At 45.0% G+C, this 18,427-nt stretch carries 13 protein-coding genes and 2 pseudogenes; 6 read left to right on the top strand and 9 right to left on the bottom strand.

Translation table 11 applies throughout. The features are described 5' to 3' along the window. Positions 1 to 94: 94 nt before the first annotated feature. Both glpQ and glpT read right to left on the bottom strand, forming a co-directional pair. Entirely contained in the window at positions 95 to 1,150 is a 1,056-nt protein-coding gene (glpQ, locus tag VHA02S_RS00785) for a glycerophosphodiester phosphodiesterase (protein WP_038898362.1), read from the bottom strand. 53 nt (positions 1,151 to 1,203) lie between these two features. Beyond that, positions 1,204 to 1,452, bottom strand: a pseudogene (gene glpT, locus VHA02S_RS00780) (glycerol-3-phosphate transporter); the annotation flags it as partial. On the opposite strand from glpT, the pseudogene glpD reads away from it, so the two are divergent. Further along, positions 1,427 to 2,833, top strand: a pseudogene (gene glpD / locus VHA02S_RS00775) (glycerol-3-phosphate dehydrogenase); the annotation flags it as partial. The pseudogenes glpT and glpD overlap by 26 nt on opposite strands. 175 nt (positions 2,834 to 3,008) lie before the next feature. Next, positions 3,009 to 4,121 (top strand): membrane-bound lytic murein transglycosylase MltC, encoded by a 1,113-nt coding sequence (mltC, locus tag VHA02S_RS00770; protein ID WP_017189193.1) that lies wholly within the window; start codon positions 3,009 to 3,011, stop codon positions 4,119 to 4,121. A 318-nt stretch (positions 4,122 to 4,439) separates the two neighbouring features. Here mltC and VHA02S_RS00765 read toward each other — a convergent pair whose 3' ends face one another. Then, positions 4,440 to 5,624, bottom strand: coding sequence for an NnrS family protein (locus VHA02S_RS00765; RefSeq protein WP_038898360.1), 1,185 nt, complete (start codon positions 5,622 to 5,624; stop codon positions 4,440 to 4,442). 249 nt (positions 5,625 to 5,873) lie between these two features. Here VHA02S_RS00765 and VHA02S_RS00760 point away from each other — a divergent pair, with 249 nt between their 5' ends. Next, entirely contained in the window at positions 5,874 to 6,425 is a 552-nt protein-coding gene (locus VHA02S_RS00760) for a gamma-glutamylcyclotransferase family protein (protein ID WP_038898359.1), read from the top strand. 38 nt (positions 6,426 to 6,463) lie between these two features. Here the strand turns inward: VHA02S_RS00760 and VHA02S_RS00755 are convergent, their stop codons facing one another. Both VHA02S_RS00755 and VHA02S_RS00750 read right to left on the bottom strand, forming a co-directional pair. Then, positions 6,464 to 7,078, bottom strand: coding sequence for an outer membrane beta-barrel protein (locus VHA02S_RS00755; RefSeq protein WP_005450882.1), 615 nt, complete (start codon positions 7,076 to 7,078; stop codon positions 6,464 to 6,466). 143 nt (positions 7,079 to 7,221) lie between these two features. Beyond that, complete coding sequence (locus VHA02S_RS00750) at positions 7,222 to 7,554, bottom strand: tRNA-binding protein (protein ID WP_009698684.1); 333 nt, start codon at positions 7,552 to 7,554, stop codon at positions 7,222 to 7,224. 176 nt (positions 7,555 to 7,730) lie between these two features. Here VHA02S_RS00750 and VHA02S_RS00745 point away from each other — a divergent pair, with 176 nt between their 5' ends. Continuing rightward, on the top strand, positions 7,731 to 8,729 hold the full coding sequence (locus VHA02S_RS00745) for a substrate-binding domain-containing protein (protein ID WP_009698687.1): 999 nt from the start codon (positions 7,731 to 7,733) through the stop codon (positions 8,727 to 8,729). A gap of 144 nt (positions 8,730 to 8,873) precedes the next feature. Here the strand turns inward: VHA02S_RS00745 and galM are convergent, their stop codons facing one another. The 4 genes from galM to galE all read right to left on the bottom strand — a co-directional run bounded on the left by galM (position 8,874) and on the right by galE (position 13,611). After that, on the bottom strand, positions 8,874 to 9,932 hold the full coding sequence (galM, locus tag VHA02S_RS00740) for a galactose-1-epimerase (RefSeq protein ID WP_038898358.1): 1,059 nt from the start codon (positions 9,930 to 9,932) through the stop codon (positions 8,874 to 8,876). Positions 9,933 to 9,961: 29 nt separating this feature from the next. Next, entirely contained in the window at positions 9,962 to 11,122 is a 1,161-nt protein-coding gene (gene galK, locus VHA02S_RS00735; protein ID WP_038898357.1) for a galactokinase, read from the bottom strand. 266 nt (positions 11,123 to 11,388) lie between these two features. Further along, positions 11,389 to 12,441, bottom strand: coding sequence for a UDP-glucose--hexose-1-phosphate uridylyltransferase (locus VHA02S_RS00730; protein ID WP_005449058.1), 1,053 nt, complete (start codon positions 12,439 to 12,441; stop codon positions 11,389 to 11,391). Between the two features lie 150 nt (positions 12,442 to 12,591). Beyond that, complete coding sequence (gene galE, locus VHA02S_RS00725; RefSeq protein ID WP_038898386.1) at positions 12,592 to 13,611, bottom strand: UDP-glucose 4-epimerase GalE; 1,020 nt, start codon at positions 13,609 to 13,611, stop codon at positions 12,592 to 12,594. Between the two features lie 456 nt (positions 13,612 to 14,067). Here galE and mrdA point away from each other — a divergent pair, with 456 nt between their 5' ends. Then, positions 14,068 to 15,972, top strand: coding sequence for a penicillin-binding protein 2 (gene mrdA, locus VHA02S_RS00720; protein WP_017817717.1), 1,905 nt, complete (start codon positions 14,068 to 14,070; stop codon positions 15,970 to 15,972). 370 nt (positions 15,973 to 16,342) lie between these two features. Continuing rightward, positions 16,343 to 18,235, top strand: coding sequence for an alpha-amylase family protein (locus tag VHA02S_RS00715; RefSeq protein WP_038898356.1), 1,893 nt, complete (start codon positions 16,343 to 16,345; stop codon positions 18,233 to 18,235). Positions 18,236 to 18,427 lie beyond the last annotated feature (192 nt).

The raw sequence follows: 18,427 nt of genomic DNA, 5'->3' as shown, positions 1-18,427 counted from the left end.
TTGGGGGATTTTTATTGCCTGAGAGAGGGCACATTGTTACGACATGGCGTGTGACGTAATACTGAGAACTTCAAATACTCAGCTTTTTTGAATTTTACTTGTTCAGAAAGTTGACTGCTTTATCAGGGAAGTCAGTAAACAAACCATCCACTTTCACCTGATTGTAGAAGATGTCCATCATGCCATCGAAGCTGTCGGTGTAAGCAGGAATACGCCCTGGATCCGCGCGGAAAGTATAAGGATGCACTTGCAAACCCGCGTCTTTTGCCGCTTTCATCAAAGGTTTGATGATGATGTTATCCTTGGTTGATTTGTCATCCACCAACATTGGTTTCCAAGGACCGATCCCTTCCGCGTATTCCGCGACCTTCTTCATACCATTGGCTTCAAACATCCAGTCATAACTGTATGGTGTTGCTTTTTCGCCTTTGTACTCCATGGTCTCGTTCCAATCGGTGTAAGCCATGAGCTGAACGAGCTTTAAATCCATGTCCATTGCGGGCATGAGTTCACTGTTGATGCGCTGAAGCTCATTCGCATCAAAACACTGAAGGTATACTTTGTCGTCTTGCGAATCGTAACCGTACTGTTTTAAAACGTTAAGCACCGCTTTTGAGATGTCTTTGCCTTCATGACGATGGAACCACGGCGCTTTGATTTCCGGGTAAATACCGATGTCATAACCCAGCGTTTTGTTTAAGCCTTGGATCAGCTCAATCTCTTCAGCAAAAGTAGGTACGGTGAAGTCTGATTTCCACATTGGGAATCGTGTCGGATAGCCAGCAACCTTGTTACCTTTATCATCAATGTTAAAGCCTTCAGTGACTCGCAATGATTTGATTTCTGCCAAAGTGAAATCAATTGCATAGTAACGACCATCTTTACGAGCACGATCCGGGAATCGCTCAGCTACATCGGTCACGCGATCGAGGTAATGATCATGCAATACAACGAGTTGATCGTCTTTGGTCATCACCACATCTTGTTCGATGTAGTCTGGTTTCATCGCGTACGCCAACGCTTTTGCTTCTAAAGTATGTTCTGGTAGATAACCCGATGCGCCACGGTGCGCGATAACAAGCGGTTGTGCAATTGCTCCAGCTGAGATGCTCAGAGCGAGAACCGTCATGCAAACTGACGTTGTTTTCATTGTTCTTTCCTTAGCTTATTGAAGGGGCAGTATTCCACCGCCCCTTTAATGTTTTATGACGCCAATGCTTCTTTCTCACGCGCTTTTTGTTCATGGTGAGCACGCTCGCCAAGAAATGCGTAAGTTAGACAAACGATAGAGGTGATACATGAACCGATTAGGATGATAAAGCCGCCATCCCAGCCGAAGTGGTCTACTGTATAGCCAAGAATCGCGTTTGCCGCTACCGCACCGCCCAAGTAACCAAATAAGCCAGTTAGACCTGCAGCCGTACCTGCCGCTTCTTCTGCAAGTTCAAAACTGATCCACGGCGGATTACGTTACCTTGAACACTATGAATTTCGTTTAGTTTCGGAAGCGCTCGCTGAACGTGAAGTGATCTTACGTAAAGCACCACATGTGGCTCTACCAATGCGCTTCCGTTTACCTCATCGCCCATTTTTACGCCCAGCTTGGATGATCCGCTGTGGTTTGTTCCTTTACGATAACTTGGGTAAACGAACCACACTGCCAGGCAGCAAAACTGTCAACCTAGCAAAATCAGGTCTTTTGAAACCTGAAATGAAAACCGGTTTCGAATACTCAGATTGTTGGGTAGACGATGCGCGCTTAGTCTTACTTAACGTTCTGGCTGCAAAAGAGAATAACGCAGAAGTTCGCAACTACTGCCGCGTAGAAAAAGCACACCGTGAAGGCGGCATTTGGCATGTCACTATTCATGACGTCACCACAGACCAACGTTTCGAACGTAAAGCGAAAGCTCTGGTTAACGCTGCTGGTCCATGGGTGAAACAGTTCTTTGATGAAGGATTAGAGCAAACCTCCCCTCGCAACATTCGTTTGATCAAAGGCTCGCACATCGTTGTTCCTCGTATCCACAACGAGCCGCAAGCCTACATCCTACAAAACAAAGATAACCGCATCGTATTTATGATCCCTTACTTAGATAAGTTCTCGATCATTGGTACCACAGATGTGGAATACAAAGGCGATCCGCGTGAAGTCGCGATCTCCGAAGATGAAGTCGATTACTTGATCGATATCGTTAACCAACACTTTGTCCACCAGCTAAGCCGCGAAGATGTGGTATGGACTTACAGTGGTGTACGCCCACTGTGTGATGATGAGTCTGACTCACCGCAAGCGATCACACGTGACTACACACTAGAGTTGGATGCTGAATACGACCACGCACCTTTACTTTCAGTGTTCGGCGGCAAGCTCACGACATACCGTAAGCTTGGCGAAGCGGCAATGAAGAAACTTGCACCTTACCTACCTGAAATGGGTAAAGACTGGACGGCAAACCAAACCCTTCCTGGTGGTAACTTCAGTTGCAGCCGTGAGCAACTTGCGAAGATGATTCATGCGAAATACTCGTGGGCATCAGAAGCAATGTTGCTGCGCTACGTGACTCAGTTTGGTACACAAACTTGGGATCTGATGGAAGGCACTAACAGCGTAGAAGATCTTGGTCACTGCTTCTCAGAGCAAGCAAGTGGCGTATATCAACGTGAAATCGATTACTTGATGAATCACGAAATGGCGCTAACCGATGAAGACATCTTATGGCGTCGTACAAAACTTGGCTTATACATGAACGAAGAGGAGAAAATCGCACTGGCAGAATATCTAAAAGAGAAGCTGCAACAAAAGGTCGTTAGCCTCTCACAAGTAAGTTAAATTGGACTCTCCTAATACAAAGCCTGCACCCCGCAGGCTTTTTTTTGGAGCTAAATTCTAATATCAACACCTTCTATCGAAAGCACAAAAAGTTTTAATTTCAGACAATTAACACTCTTACTTATTATTTTCTTCAGTCGGCAATTGCCCTCACCTCTAATTAAATCGGTATCCGATGAAGAAATCGCTATTCCTGAGCTTACTTCTCCTCAGTGGTTGCTCTGTTGCTCCTGAAGAAACACCACCTTGCGCATGTGATGACTACGTACCTCCCTATGTAAAGCCGCCAAGTGCATCTAACCAAGAGAATATCCAACAGTTACTGGCTTACATTGCGCAAAAAGCCAAAGATCGCTGGGGTGAAGATGAGTTCGTCGAAGCGGGAAAACACCGCTACGTGAAATACCTTGATGGTTATAACACCCGCGCTCATATCGACTTCGAAGCGGGAAAAATCTACGTTTCGACAATTTCCCAATACCAGCCAACGGAAAAGCTACAAAAAGCGATTGTACAGACACTACTCATGCCTGCCGATCCAGCACATGCGGAGTTGTTTAGTGACAAGGAAGCGGTATTACGTGGTAAGCCTTTTTTATTGGGGCAAGTTCTCGATCACGATGGAAAACCGATTGAATGGGAATGGCGCGCCAATCGTTACGCAGACTACCTACTCGACAACAAACTGCAAAAGAAAGCCATCAAACACGGCAGTGCTTACTATGTCGAAATCAACATGGTGAAAGATCATCTAGAACAACGCGAATACCAGTACGCTGGCTTGATACGTGACGCTGCAAAACGATATGGTTTATCAGAAGATCTGATTTTCGCCGTGATCAAAACCGAAAGTAGTTTTAACCCTTATGCGGTTTCTCATGCTGGCGCTTACGGCTTGATGCAAGTGATCCCAAAAACAGCGGGTGCGGATGTGTTTAATTTAGTAAAAAACAAACCAGGTATTCCTACCAAAGAATACTTATTCGATCCTGCCAATAACATTGATACTGGTGCAGCGTATTTCTATATATTGAAAAACCGCTATCTACGAGACGTGAAACATCCAACCTCGAAGCACTTTAGTATGATTTCCGCCTACAACGGCGGCACTGGTGGTGTGCTTTCGACGTTTGATAGCGACCGTAAGCGTGCAATGAATGAACTTAACAGCCTCAACCCAACTCAAGTTTATGATGCATTAACCACTCAACACCCAAAAGGGGAAGCGAGACGCTATCTACAGAAAGTTCTTTATTTCCAGAAAGACTTCAGCCAAGGGAATATCTAATTTTACCTAGCCACAAAACGAAAAACGCCGCTTAGTTCCACGGAGGTATAGAACTAAGCGGCCATGTAATTACACGAAAGACACCTATGGGTCTAAAACGTCAATTGGCTAGTTAATCACTCATATTCATACGAGCAATAACAGATACAGAGTATCGAACTCCGCCTTTTCTGGCACGAGCAAAACTCAGATTAGAATTCAACGTTTTTCACATTCTTAATAATTTCCTTACTATTAATAGGTTATTTGCTGAAGCAACATCAAACAAAAAAGGCTTAGCATCTCGCCAAGCCCTTCTTCACTTTCATTTTTCTTCGATTATCCCGGATGACCATCCACACGCGGAGTTATCAACATCACACCAAAACGCCACACAAACATACCAAATGCAAGAATCCATAATGCTGCGCTGATATCAATCCAAAAGAACATCTGTGAAGGAGCAAATATCACACCTAAGCTTCTCGCTAACGCCGCAGCAATCACCGCCGCAAACGCGATACTCATGTTCGGACCTTTGTAAATCATACGTCCAGTGTGCCCCATGGTGACACGAGTAATCATTGCTAGGATTAAGCCACCTAGCGCACCAATCGCAAACAAATGAATCAAGTTGTGGTTGGCAAACGCGTTATCCCAGCTGCCACGTAGGATAAGACTTAAAGGCAGACACAAATAAGCCGCATGTAAAGACCAAACAAGTGGCTCGCTCAGAGTCAACCAAGGTTTCCAGCGTAAGAATCGAACCCATTGGGTGATACCAGCAAATAACATCAGCGGCTTCCCAAGTTCAGCAAACGTCACAGGGAAGAAACTCAGTACAAACAACATGACCAAAGGTAGGTTGGCGAGCCAATCTAGCCACATCAGCGGTTGAGCTTTTTCAAAGTTGAAACGACGTGCAGTAAAGAAAGGGATTACTCGCCCACCCATGACAGAAAGCAGTAAAGTGAACCACCACAGCATTGCTTGCCACACAGCAGAAGAGGTAAATGGAGGCATACCTTTGACCGTGGCATAACTGGCAAAGTTCGCAAAGATTGCAAGTAAGAATAACGGAACAAAAAATAGGTTACGCCACCCTTTAGCACGATAAACTCGTATGCCGACCTCATACGCTACAAACAGTAAAAACAGCGCTTCAACACTGCTGGTTAACCAAAGTGGTGCAGGGGTCCAAAGTAGAACTCGAGGAGCAAGCCATAACAAAAACAAGGCTAGCAAGGTGTAGTGCTTCGTCCCATTGATCCCCGTCCAGTTTTGTACCGCGGTCAGAACGAACCCCACCACAATCGCCATAGAGAAACCAAACAGCATTTCATGTACATGCCACCACAAAGCCGGAACACTCAACGCGCTAGGCTGCCCTGTTTGAAACATCCATACCCACAACGCAATCGCGATGATGGCGTAAATAGAGCCAAACAGGAAAAACGGTCTAAACCCAAGTCGCAGCCATGCGGGGATTTTTTCTTCCACTTTTTTATCGGTGATATTCAGCATTGTGGTGCCCTTACGTACCAATTCGTACTGTCGAAAAACTTAACGTCAGCGATCTTAACACAAACATGCATAAAAAATACATGTTATAAGATCAGACTATCCTTTAGAGGTAAAACATTGCGCCTGACGCCGTGGAGGCATTTCCTCCCAAGAACGTAAAAATGCTGGGCTCAGTAAGAATGACTTAGATATCATATTTAGGTATAACGGATAGAACGGAATTCGTCGAAGTAAAAGGGAACAATCACGATGTATATATTTGGCTACGGCAGCTTAATCAATTCGGCCTCACGTGAGCTTACAGGGCAAACGGGTGAAGCAATTCCCGTTATTGCCCATGGGTTAGTGCGCTATTGGGGCAAAGTCGACGACAGCTATATCTTGTCACCGCTGGTTGTGAATGAAGGCGAAGGGCAAGTGAACGGTGTGCTGCTCGAAGTAGACCACCAAGCGCTGACTGAATTTGACCGCCGCGAACGTGGCTATCATCGTATTCAAATTCGTCCTGAACAAATCGAAACTGAAATCAGCTTTAATCCAGATCATGAGATTTGGGTTTACGTGAAAAGCGATCCCCTTCCACCCTGCACGCTCAGCCCAATCATGCAAAGTTATGTAGATACTGTTTTAGCAGGATGCTTGGAAGTCTCTCACGCGTTTGCTGAACACTTTGTTCGTCATACTATAGGTTGGCAACACGCCAAAGAGAATGACCGCCACCAGCCCAAGTACGGCAACCTTGCGGGTGTGCAAGATCATCATTATGAATTAATAGATAACCTGATCAAAAAGGGAGCCTAGTGGCTCCCTTCCATTATTCATATTCGACAAATATCTGATTAGAATTTGTAGTCTAGACCTACGTAAAAGCCATCAAAATCAAAATCTAAATCGCCGCCATTTTCAACATCAATCGTGACCGAAGACGCACGGTAACCACCAGAAACAATCAGACCAGAAGCAAATTCATAACCTGCTTCAGCACCGTAGTTGAAACCAATATCGCTACCATCTGTTGATATTGAGCTAGAAGATGCAGTTGGAACATCCAACTTCAGGTCAACACCCATCACGCCCAAGCCAGCCACAGCGCCTAAGTAGAAACCTGTGCCTGTGAAGTAGTATTTAGGTTTCGCATTAAGATTCGCAGCGTAACCCTCAACTTCAATGCTCGCATTGTGCGCAGTGCCAAACTGATCGATGAAGTATCCGTTCTCTTTAAAGCTGCCAAAGTGAATAAACTCACCCTCAAAAGCTAATACAAACTGCTGAGAGAGCGCCATCTCTTTACCAACAGCGATACCAAAGCCTGTTGAAGACGATGAATCAATGTTCAACTCTGTATCGATCTCAGTGTTATGAATATCCGCACCAATATACCAACCACTATTTGCTTGAACCGACGCTGAAGCAACCACTGCACCTAAAGCCAATAAAGGCAAAACCTTTTTCATTATAATTTCCTATATTTTCATACTGTTAAACAGTTTTAAATCAAGAAAATTATAAATAAAGGTGAATATGAATCAACTCACTCATTTATAAAATGAGACACAAACCATAAGCATTTGTTATATAAATAAATTTAACTTACAGCTTAAACAATTCGCACGCCTGATGGCATTGCGCGTTCCGGTGTCAGTAATACGCTTTCCGACTCATCATCAGTTTCAGCGCACAGCAGCATACACTCAGAGGTTTCACCACGCATCTTAGCTTTTGCTAGATTACACAGCACTACCACTTGTTTACCCATTAACTCTTCTTCTGTGTAGTACGGTACAAGGCTCGTGACCGTTTGCAGGGTTTTCTCACCGACATCGATCTGCACAATGTACAGCTTATCTGCATTCTCGTGGCGCGCCACCTCGATGATTTTTCCAGTGCGAATTTCTAACTTTGCAAAGTCTGAGTAAGCGATCGTTTCCATTAATTAAAACCCAAGTAAATTTTACTAAAAAGATAACGTTTACACTATCAGTAAGATTAATAATTACAAGAGGTAAAGATCGCACTTTAGAAAGCAACCACCTGTTAAAATTGCACTTATTACACAATGGGTGTTTAATACTCCGGTTAACGTTTTTAGCCAACGAAAGGTTCCTCATGGCAACAATCAAGGATGTCGCGAAAGAAGCGGGGGTGTCAGTCGCTACCGTTTCTCGTGTGATCAACAAATCACCCAAGGCAAGCCAAACTTCTATCGATGCAGTGACTAAAGCGATGAGCAAACTTGGCTATCGCCCTAACGCGGCAGCACGAGCACTAGTCAGTCAAAGTACCAATACGATGGGCGTGCTGGTGAGTGATGTCTCTGACCCCTTCTTTGGCACCATGGTCAAATCGGTTGATAACGTCGCAAGAGAAAATGGTAAACACATTCTGATTGGCAATGGTTATCACAATCCAGAAGATGAACGACAAGCGTTAGAGTTGCTGATTAATAGCCGCTGTGAGGCGATTGTGATCCACTCTAAAGGCTTATCAGATGAAGAATTGATTGGCTATGCCAAAGAAGTAAAAGGGATGGTATTGATCAACCGCCACATTCCTGAGTTAGCAGAGCGTTGTATCTCTCTCGATAACCGTAAAGGTGCGTACCTCGCGACAGAATATTTACTTCGTCATGGGCATACCAAGATAGCTTGTATCGCTTCTTCACATGACATTGAAGATACCGATGAGCGCTTGCAAGGTTACCAAGCGGCGCTGAAAGACCACAAGATTGAACTGTCGAAAAGTTACGTTGAATATGGTGAACCAAACAGTGATGGTGGTGAAATAGCAATGACCAACTTACTGACGAAATCACTCGAAATCACCGGTGTCGTGGCTTACAACGATTACATGGCAGCCGGGGCACTTGCCGTATTAGATCAAAACGGAATCAGCGTACCAGAGAAAGTCTCTATGGTCGGTTTTGACGATGGTTTAATTGCTCGCTTCGTCAATCCAAGTTTGACGACAATTCGTTACCCAATCGAAATGATGGCAGAACGCGCTGCTCGACTAGCGTTGGCATTATCACGAGATGAACAAGTGGAAGAAGACACGATCATCTTCAGCCCAACCTTAGTTCGTCGCAACTCGGTTGACCGCCTCTAACTCTGCACCCAATCTAAAATACGAAATAAAAAAGCTCTGCTACAGAAGTACCAGAGCTTTTTTGTTTTTAGTTCAACTAAGCTTTTGACCTACTGTAGGCAAAAAGCTCATAGCAACCCAAAAGGCTAAAAATCAATACCTTAACTAAAAAGCAAACTGAAACGTGGTACTGAATCGATACGCTTGCTCAGGTTCAAGAATACAACTTGGTTGCCCCCACTCAGCATGGTTCGGTGAATCTGGCAAAAACTGAGTTTCTAACGCCAAGCCCGCGTAGTCTTGGTATTCCCCACCGCGACGGTTTGGTGCACCCGCTAACCAGTTACCCGTATACAATTGCATGGCAGGCTTATTGGTCACGACAGACATATGCACTTTTCCATCCGGAGAAACCACCCGCGCAACGGGTTTTGAAACGTCGCGATGAGCATCAAATAGATAGCTGTGATCATAACCTTTCGCTGCAATCTGCTGCTCATCTTGTAAGAAATGCTCCGATACTGGCTTTTCATTTCTAAAATCAAAGCCTGTTCCTTTCACATCTTGCAATGTCCCCAAAGGAATACCGACCTCGTTAGTTGGTAGATATTGATCTGCTGCGATGGTTAAACGGTGAGAACGGCAATCCAAATCGGCTTCCGCACCAAGCAAATTAAAGTAAGCGTGGTTCGTTAAGTTCACTGGTGTTGCTTTGTCTGTCTTTGCGAAATACACAATGCTCACTTGGTTGTCATCAGTCAGGGTATACGTCACATGGACTTCGAGGTTCCCCGGAAAACCTTGATCACCATCTTCAGACAACAAAGAAAACGTCACTTGCTGTTCGGACTGAGACTCAATGTTCCAGCGACGCTTATCAAACCCTTCCTCACCACCGTGTAAGCAGTTTCCCGCTTGGTTAGTGGAGACTTGAAATGCTTCGCCATTAACCTCAAAAAGCCCATTGGCGATGCGGTTTGCGTAGCGACCAACAGTGACACCCATATAACACTGTTGATGCATGAAACTCCCCATCGTCCCCACTCCGAGAAGCACTTCGCGCAACTCCCCATTCGCCAAAGGTAAACGACAACTCAGCCATGTCGCGCCAATATCCATAAAGGAAACGCTCATGCCTGTGTTATTTTTCAGTTCGACCACCCTAGCAGGCTCACCATCAAAAGCAGCCTGCTGTGTCATCGTGATGGTTAATGGCTCGGTCATATCTCGCTCCTACTAAAGCTGCGGTGCGCTTAAAGCACTTCGACTAAGCTAGCGCCATTTTTCGCTTGGCACACGTAGATAGATTCTTTCAACCCCGTTGCTGCTTGGTATTTAGCTTCAACGGTTGCTTTCACGTCATCCACTAATGCAGGCGGTACAAGAGCGACAATACAACCGCCAAAGCCGCCGCCAGTCATGCGCACACCGCCTTGCTCACCGATGACCTCTTTCACCATCTCCACCAAAGTATCGATTTCTTTTACTGTGATTTCGAAATCATCACGCATTGAAGCATGAGACTCTGCCATCAACTCACCCATGCGCTTCATGTCGTGTGCGCGAAGAGCTTGTGCGGCTTCGACCGTGCGATCGTTTTCTGTGATCACGTGGCGAGCACGTTTTGCCACCATTTCATCCAGCTCAGACACTTTCTCATTAAACTGCTCAATGCTCACATCACGGAGTGCTTTTACGCCGAAGATGCGCGCCGCTTCTTCACATTGCTCACGACGAGTGTTGTATTCGCTGTCTACCAAGCCACGTTTTTTGTTCGAGTTGATGATCACCACTGCCATGTCTTCTGGCATCGATACTGCTTCGGTTTCTAGGCTACGGCAGTCCAATAACATCGCGTGATTTTCACGACCTTCTGCCGAAATCATTTGGTCCATGATGCCGCAGTTACAGCCGACAAATTCGTTCTCTGCTTGCTGACCGTTCAGTGCAATTTCCGCTTGGCTGATTTCTAGATTGAACAGCACTTTAAACGTTTGACCAATCACCACTTCCAATGCTGCCGATGAGCTCAAGCCCGCACCTTGAGGCACATTGCCGCTCACTGAGATATCCGCACCAGAAAATTGGTAACCGCGTGCGAGAAGATACTTCACCACACCGCGAATGTAGTTGGCCCACATTTTGTCTTGTTGGAAAGTAATCTCTTGAGTGATATCGAACTCATCAACTGCGTTGCCGTAGTCCACAGATACCACGCGCACTAGGTTGTCTTCACGTTTTGCTGCTGCCACAACCGTTTGGTAGTTGATCGCACATGGCAATACAAAACCATCGTTATAATCAGTGTGTTCACCAATCAGGTTGACACGACCAGGTGCTTGAATAATGTGGCTTGGAGCGTAACCCAGCACTTGTTCAAAAGAGGTTTTAACGTTTTGGATTAAATCAGACATAGTAAAATCTCAGCATAAAATTTTTGTGTGAATTCTCGACAGCTTTCATATCTCGCAATCAGAAACGACATATTTGATTGTCTAACATTTGTCATTCCGGGCGAGCCCTAGCGAGCATCCGGAGGAATCTACGTTCAGCGCACTCTGATGGTAGATTCCGTATCACGCTCGTTCCTCGCTGTACGGAATGACATCTTTCGTATTTATCTTTAAGGTCAGTTGACCTTTCGAACAAAATTTAACCGCGAAAGTTCAACAGACCCTAGTTACTGTTCTTTGTAATGCACATCGCTTAGGTCACGTAGGCGCTGTGCTGCTTGCTCTGCGGTTAAGTCGCGTTGGTTTTCTGCCAACATTTCATAACCCACCATGAACTTACGCACTGTTGCGCTACGCAGTAGCGGCGGGTAGAACAAGGCATGCAGTTGCCAATGATCGATATCAGTACCTTCTTCAAAGAATGGCGCGTAATGCCAACCCATTGAGTAAGGGAAAGAACATTGGAATAGGTTGTCGTAACGGCTGGTTAGCTTTTTGATTGCAACCGCAAGGTCATCACGTTGCTCATCGGTTAGCTCACTCATTCGACGAATGTGCGTTTTAGGAAGTAGCATGGTTTCGAATGGCCACGCAGCCCAGTAAGGGACAACAGCAATCCAGTGCTCAGTCTCAACCACAGTACGTGAGCCATCTTTGAGTTCAGCTTGCACGTAATCCACCAGCAAGTTACTGCCATGTTCTTGGTAGTACGCTTTTAAGTTGTGCTCTTTACGCTCAATTTCATTTGGTAAGAAGCTATTCGCCCAGATTTGACCGTGTGGATGAGGTTGAGAACATCCCATCGCTTCGCCTTTGTTCTCAAATGCTTGCACCCACACGTAGTCTTTGCCAAGCTCTTCGATTTGCTCATTCCAGGTGTCAATCACGCCACGAATTTTGTCGACTGGTAGTTCCGGTAGCGTTTTGCTGTGATCGGGAGAGAAGCAAATCACTCGGCTCAACCCGCGCACGCCTTGAGTCTTGAACAAAGGGCTGTCTGACTCAGGTGCATCTGGAGAATCCACCATCAACGCAGCAAAGTCATTCTTAAATACGTAAGTGCCTTGGTAATCTGGGTTTACATCTCCAGAAATGCGCTCGTTCGTTGGACATAGGAAACACTTCTCATCGTAACTAGGCAGTTGATCGATAGACGGTTTCTCATCGGCACCACTCCAAGGGCGTTTTGCACGATGCGGTGACACTAAAATCCACTGACCCGTTAGTGGGTTGTAGCGACGATGTGGGTGATCCACTGGGTTAAATTCAACATTCGACATCTTACTTACTCAACTTTTAAAATTTCTTTCATCTGCATTCCCCAATGAAATTGGAGTTGCAGCTAGGCGGTAAGCTTTCCAATATCCATGAGCATAGGTTTTCTATGTGATTGGAATTGGAAAGTGCAGGCGACAGCGCTGCAGCATCAATTACGCAGGGGAATAGCCTTGCGGGTTATTTGACTGCCATTTCCACGTGTCCGCCGTCATTTCAGTAACGCTGCGAGTCGCTTTCCAGCCAAGATCTCGCTCTGCTTTTTCAGTACTTGCCCAACATTCTGCAATGTCACCAGAACGGCGAGGACACAGCTCGTAAGGCACTGGCTTACCGCAAGCCAACGCGAACGCTTCCACCATATCAAGCACGCTAGAGCCTTTTCCCGTACCTAAGTTGTAAATGTGCAAACCAGCTTTATCACCGAGCGATTTCAGCGCTGCGATATGACCGTCCGCTAAGTCCATCACGTGGATGTAATCACGAACGCCCGTGCCATCTGGTGTTGGGTAGTCATTGCCGAATACCGACAGTTTTTCACGGCGACCGACTGCGACTTGTGCAATGAACGGCATGAGGTTGTTTGGAATACCTTGAGGGTCCTCACCCATGGTGCCGGATGGATGTGCACCCACTGGGTTGAAATAGCGCAGTAAAGTAATGCTCCAATCGTTTTCTGCGTTGAACAGATCACTTAAGCACTCTTCCACCATGTACTTGCTACGACCGTATGGGTTGGTGGTTGCGCCCGTTGGCGAGTCTTCTGTAATAGGTACAATGTCAGGGTCGCCGTACACCGTCGCGGATGAACTGAAGACAATGCTTTTCACCCCAGCTTTGCGCATACTGCGTGCCAAAACGAGCGAGCCATTCACGTTGTTATCGTAGTACTCCAACGGCTTCGCAACGGATTCTCCAACGGCTTTTAGACCAGCGAAGTGAATCACGGCTTGGATATCATGCTCAGCAAAAACCGAGTCTAAAAAGGCTTCATCACGAATATCACCTTGATGGAAGACGGGTTGTTTACCTGTCAGCGCTTCAATACGACTAAGCACTTCTACTTTGGCGTTACACAAGTTATCGACAATGATTGGCTCCATACCTGCTTCAATCATCTGTACGCATGTGTGGCTACCGATGTACCCCATACCGCCTGTGATAAGAACTTTCACTTTTGCTTCCCCATTGTTGCTGCTCATGCTTGGTAACGATTTGAGCCTATTAACCAAGCAAATTCGCTGATCGCTTAACTGGTTAAAAGTCTACCAACCAAAACCGATCCAGATCCGTGATCAAACTCAAACTTGTGTAAACGTTTCCACAAAAATTACACAACACATAAACTTAATAAGATTAAAGCAAATTTATTCATTTAAGGAATCAAAACGAAAAAATCCTAGACAAGATGTATAAACGTTTACATCTTCACAGCAACATTAAAAGGTGACGCGCAACGCAAGAAAGATCAGGCTTCGCTTTAGATCCCTGACATTGCTCTTACAAAACAAGGAGCAAAGCTCGTTACAGTAGCCCCGCCCCAAATGTAACCATTTGTAACAAGACTAAAATCCATGTCTTTTCTTTTATTGGGGCACATTGAGCACAAAGACCAAACCTAAAGGGTATCCATGCTACGCAAGCGAAACGAATTCCGAGACCACAATCAGGAAGTAAGATTGTTTAAAAACCGCGCCATCGTTGCTTTTATCGGCATGGTTATTTTGTTGGGAGGACTGGTTGCTAACCTTTATAACTTGCAGGTTAATCACTTCAAAGATTACCAAACTCGCTCGAACGACAACCGAATCAAAATCCTGCCAATAGCCCCTACCCGTGGTCTTATATATGACCGAAATGGCGTTTTGTTGGCTGAGAACCGCCCTGTTTATAACTTAGATATGATCCCAGAACAGGCGGGCGATCCAGATGCATTAATTGAAAAACTGCGTCACTATATTGATATCACCCCAGATCAAGTCGAATCCTTTAAAAAGCGTTACAAGCACACTCGCCGCTTTCGTTCTGTCACGATCATGAACGAACTGAATGACAAGCAAGTGGCACGCTTTTCTGTTCATCAGCACGAGTTTAACGGCGTCTTTGTTACCGCAGATCTCAAACGTTACTACCCTTACGGCGAAGAACTGACCCATGTTTTGGGTTACGTTTCTCACATCAACGATCGAGACTTGCGTCGATTGGATGAAGAAGGCAAAGCACAGAATTATCAGGCAACGCAAAACATCGGCAAGTTAGGTGTTGAACGTTATTACGAAGACATCCTCCACGGCACCAAAGGCTACGAGGAAGTAGAGGTAAACAGTCGCGGTCGCGTGATTCGTACGATCAAATATGTGCCGCCAGTTCCCGGAAAAGACATCGTATTGAATCTGGATATTGAGCTACAAGAGTATGTCTACAAACAACTCAACCATCGCCAAGGCAGCGCAGTCGTGCTCGATCCACGCGACAATAGCGTATTAGCCATGGCATCAAGTCCGAGTTATGACCCAAACCCTTTTGTTAACGGCATATCTAGCAAAGCCTACCGTGCCTTACTCAATGATCCAGCTCACCCACTTGTGAACCGTACAACGCTTGGCGTTTACCCTCCTGCTTCTACGGTAAAACCTTTTATGGCTGTCGCTGGGCTTGAAGAACACGTCATCACACCAAGTACCGTGCGCAACGATCACGGCCTCTGGCGTATTCCTGGCTCTAAACCAAATTCAAAAGCATGGCGAGATTGGAAACGTTGGGGTCACGGCAACGTGGATGTCACCAAGGCAATTGAGGAATCAGTTGATTCCTTCTTTTATCAGACCGCATTTGACCTTGGGATTGACCGCATTTCGAAATGGATGAATAAGTTTGGCTTTGGCTTGCCAACGGGTATCGATATTTACGAAGAAAGCAGCGCAAACATGCCAACACGAGAATGGAAAATCGCACGTCATCGCACCCCTTGGTATCAAGGTGATACGGTGCCTATCGGTATTGGGCAAGGTTATTGGACAGCAACACCAATGCAGATAGCCAAAGCAACATCATTCCTCATTAATCATGGCGAAATGAAAGCGCCACACCTTCTCAAAGCCGTGATTGAACATGGGGAAGACTTCGAAAACCAAGTCGATGTTAAACCAAAAGCGCTGCCTTCTATCGAAGGAGTACCAGAGAAGTTCTGGGATATTCCAATCAACGCCATGCGCTTGGTAAATAATGGGGCTCATGGTTCTGGTCGCCGTGCATTTAGAGGCGCAGAGTACAGCAGTGGCGGTAAGTCAGGTACTGCGCAGGTATTTGGTCTGCGCAAAGACGAAGTCTACAACTCCAAAAAACTCGCAAACCACCTACTCGACCACGCATTGTTTACCGCGTTTGCACCATACGATAAACCCAAATATGTGGCTACCGTGGTTATCGAGCACGGTAATGGTGGCTCTAAAGTGGGCGCGCCGTTCATTCGAAATGTGTTTGATCACTTGCTTGTCCATCACGACAAAGACGACAGCAATAAGGTGAAGTCTTAAATACGCCAGAACAACACCTAATAAACAAAGCCTGAGTGGATGTCCTAGCCACTTGGGCTTTTGTTTGTTTTCCAGCACAACCCCACCCACCCAAATTCTATAAAATACAAAAAATGTGAGATAAATCAGAAGCGAATAACAACGAGAAGAACATCACTATCAATAACCACCCTTTCGTTTGCTAAAACGAAATCATCAATAGTTCACCCCTCATCACTAAGAAAATAAAGTTTTTGGATTTCACTCTTTTTAAATCGAAAGACAATTTGCGCAAATTGGAAAAGCAGAAGATTTGTGACAGCAAGCTCAACGAAAACAGGGATGGTGATTTCAAATGTAAGAGCAATAAATAATCAGTAAGGGAAAATCGATGAACTACAAGACTTTGAAAGCTAGTGGGTTGGCGGTTATAGTCTCGGCAGCTTACATAGGGAATGCGTACTCAATGGAAATAGCCAATGATGCAATGGCAATAACATTTGATAATAACTCAGGTGTCGTGTCATTGATCAACAATAATACGGATGAACAAATCACCCCAACTGAACTTTTCTTCATTACTCTACCGAATGAAACAACACTTCATACCAAAGATTTTAAGTTGGAAAAGTACAAGAAAGATGGTGACAGCATCAATCTCACTTTTGTTCGCAATGATTTTGAAGTGGATGTCACTTTGAACGTAATCAAACAACGATATGTGAGTGTTGATTACAAAATCAAAGCTGTTGGTAACGATCGCAAGATCAAAAAAATCACTTTCTTACCAACCAAAAAACAAACGCAAGCGCCTTATGTTGACGGTAGCATTAACAGTTCACCAATTATCGCGGATACGTTCTTCATGCTGCCGCGTAAACCGATTGTAAATACCTATGCTTACGAAACGAAAACCAACCTCAATATTGATATTGTCACTCCAATAAGCACAAACGCCCCATTAAAATATACAACTTATATCGGTACGTTTAGCGAAGTCAGTCAATTAAGACGCGACTTCAACAAGTTCATTGAAGCAATGCGACCACGTCCCTACAAACCATATTTACATTACAATTCATGGATGGATATTGGCTTTTTCACTCCTTATACAGAAAGTGACATTAAAGGACGAATGAAAGAGATTTATCATGAGTTGGTGGAAAAACGCGGCGTAGTTCTTGATGGGTTCTTACTTGATGACGGCTGGGATGACTTAACAGGAAACTGGGATTTTGGCTCAGCATTTGCTGATGGGTTTGGGAGCGTAAAAGAGCTAGCCGATTCAATGAATACTAGTGTGGGTTTGTGGCTTTCCCCTTGGGGAGGCTATAACAAGCCACGTGACATTCGCGTTTCACATGCAAAAGAAAATGGTTTCGAAACGGTGGATGGTAAGTTTGCTCTCTCAGGCCCGGTGTACTTCAAAAACTTCAATGACAAAATCACCAATCTGATTAAAAACGAGCATATTTCGTCGTTTAAACTTGATGGAATGGGCAACGCAACATCTCACTTAAAAGGCAGTCAATTTGCTTCCGATTTTGATGCGTCAGTTCAGTTGATCGAGAACATGCACAAGGCCAACGATAAGGTATTTATCAACCTAACGACCGGGACCAACGCAAGCCCATCATGGTTATTCTTCGCTGACTCAATTTGGCGCCAAGGTGATGATATCAACCTTTATGGTGATGGCTCTCCAACACAACAGTGGGTCACTTACCGAGACGCTGAAACATATCGTTCGATTGTCCGTAAAGGTCCATTATTCCCGATGAGTTCGATAATGCTTCACGGTATTGTCAGCGCCAAAAACGCTTATTATGGACTTGAGAAAGTACAATCCGATCAAGATTTTGCCGATCAAGTATGGTCATATTTTGCAACTGGCACACAACTACAAGAAATGTATATTACGCCAGATATGCTCAATTCAACTAAATGGGACACTCTTGCAAAAGCAGCTAAATGGGCAAGAGAGAACGCCGGTGTTTTAGTGGATTCACATTGGATTGGTGGCAATCCAACTAACTTAGCGGTGTATGGTTTTGCGTCATGGAATGAAAACAAAGCCGTAATTTCGTTGCGTAACCCATCGGATAAACCACAAAAATATTACTTGGATCTCAATCGTGATTTTGAATTGCCTACAGGCGCAAATGGGCAGTTCAAGCTAAAAATGGCTTACGGTGAAAACAACACAATTCCATCTCACTACACCGACCCAGTAGTTATAACCCTGCAGCCACTACAAACTTTAGTCATCAACGCGAATAAATAACCAGTAACCAAAGAAAAGGCACTGTTATGGTGCCTTTGTTCGCTTTTTCTCAGACCTTAATACCATCAAATACGATAGAGCGACGAGTGCTTAACGTATTCTTCCGGCAGATAACTTCACTTCCCCGATCGCACAGTTTTACTAAAAGTTTGTGCATCCATAAGTAGCTGTTTACAATGGTGGGATTATTGC

Source organism: Vibrio harveyi NBRC 15634 = ATCC 14126 = KCTC 12724, assembly GCF_001591145.1.
GTDB classification, from domain to species: Bacteria; Pseudomonadota; Gammaproteobacteria; order Enterobacterales; family Vibrionaceae; genus Vibrio; species Vibrio harveyi.
This window is presented reverse-complemented; position numbering and strand designations above follow the sequence as displayed.